Source organism: Streptomyces sp. NPDC005423, from assembly GCF_040606415.1.
In the GTDB taxonomy this organism is placed as follows: Bacteria; Actinomycetota; Actinomycetes; order Streptomycetales; family Streptomycetaceae; genus Streptomyces.
Genome location: NZ_JBEXET010000112.1, coordinates 1 through 1,492, shown reverse-complemented (window position 1 = coordinate 1,492; position 1,492 = coordinate 1). Strand labels below are relative to the sequence as shown.

General features: G+C 70.0%; 1 protein-coding gene. It reads right to left on the bottom strand.

The window, feature by feature from the left end:
- On the bottom strand, nt 1–1,492 hold a 1,492-nt coding region (locus ABZT12_RS39315), incomplete at both ends, for an Ig-like domain repeat protein (protein ID WP_356394674.1).

The window sequence follows — 1,492 nt, the reverse complement described above, 5'->3', positions numbered from 1 at the left end:
ACGGTGGTCGTCGTGGTGACCGGATTGACCGTGACGGTCCTGGTGCCGGTCGACGCCGCGAAGCAACCGGCGCCGTTGTACGTCGCGGTCACCGTGCCCGAGACCGAGGCCGTGCTGGTCGCACACGCCTTGCCGGTGGCGTCGAGCGGCACCGTCTGGTTGAGGCCGCCGGGACCGGTGAACGTCACCGTGCCCGTCGGGACACCTGAACCCGGCGGGTTCACGGCCACCGTCGCGCAGAGCGTGACGGACTGGCCGCACACGGACGGGTTCGGGGTGGCGGTCACGGTGGTGGTCGTGGCTGCCGTGTTGACCGTGACGGTCCTGGTGCCGGTCGACGCCGCGAAGCAACCGGCGCCGTTGTACCTCGCGGTCACCGTCCCGGAGGCCAGCGAGGTGGTGGCCACGCACGCCTTGCCGGTGCCGTCGAGCGGCACCGTCTGATTCAGCCCGCCCGGACCGGTGAACGTCACCGTGCCCGTCGGAACACCCGAACCCGGCGGGTTCGTCGTCACCGTCGCGCAGACCGTCACCGACTGGCCGCACGCCGACGGATCCGGAGTGGCGGTCACGGTGGTCGTCGTGTCGGCCGGGTTGACCACCAGGGTCGCAGTGCCGGTGGAGGAGGCGAAGCAGGGGCCCTCACCGTTGTACGTCGCGGTGAGCATGCCGCCGGCCGCTGTCGTGGTGGCCAGGCACGCCTTGCCGGTGACGTCCAGTACCACCGTGACGTTCAGGCCGCCGCCACCGGTGAATGTCACCGTCCCCGTGGGTGTGCCCGAACCTGGCGCGTTCGTGGTCACCGTCGCGCACACCGTCACCAGTTGACCGCAGACCGACGGGTTCGGAGTGACGGTGACCGTTGTCGTGGTGGACGCCTCGCCGACCGTGACGCCGCTCGTGCCGGTGGAGGCGTTGAAGCAGGCCGCGCCGTTGTAGGTCGCCGTCACGGTGCCGGTGGCCAGAACTGTGGTGGTCAGGCAGGCCTTGCCGTTGGGGTCCAGTACCACCGTCTGGTTCAGCCCACCCGGACCGGTGAACGTCACCGTGCCCGTCGGAACACCCGAACCCGGCGGGTTCACGGCCACCGTCGCACACACCGTCACCAGCTCACCGCAGACCGACGGATCCGGAGCCACCGTCACCGTGGTCGTCGTATCGGCCGGGTTCACGGTCACGCCAACCGTGTCCGAGGACACCTCGAAGCAGGCCGCACCGTTGTACTGCGCGCTGACCGTACCGGAGGCCAGAACCGTGGTGGTCAGGCAGGCCTTGCCGTTGGCGTCCAGTACCACCGTCTGGTTGAGCCCGCCAGGTCCGGTGAACGTCACCGTGCCCGTCGGAACACCCGAACCCGGAGCGTCCGTCGTCACCGTCGCGCACACCGTCACCGACTGACCGCAGACCGACGGATCCGGAGCCACCGTCACCGTGGTCGTCGTATCGGCCGCGTTGACCGAAACGTTCACGGTGTCCGACGAGCCCGCGAAGC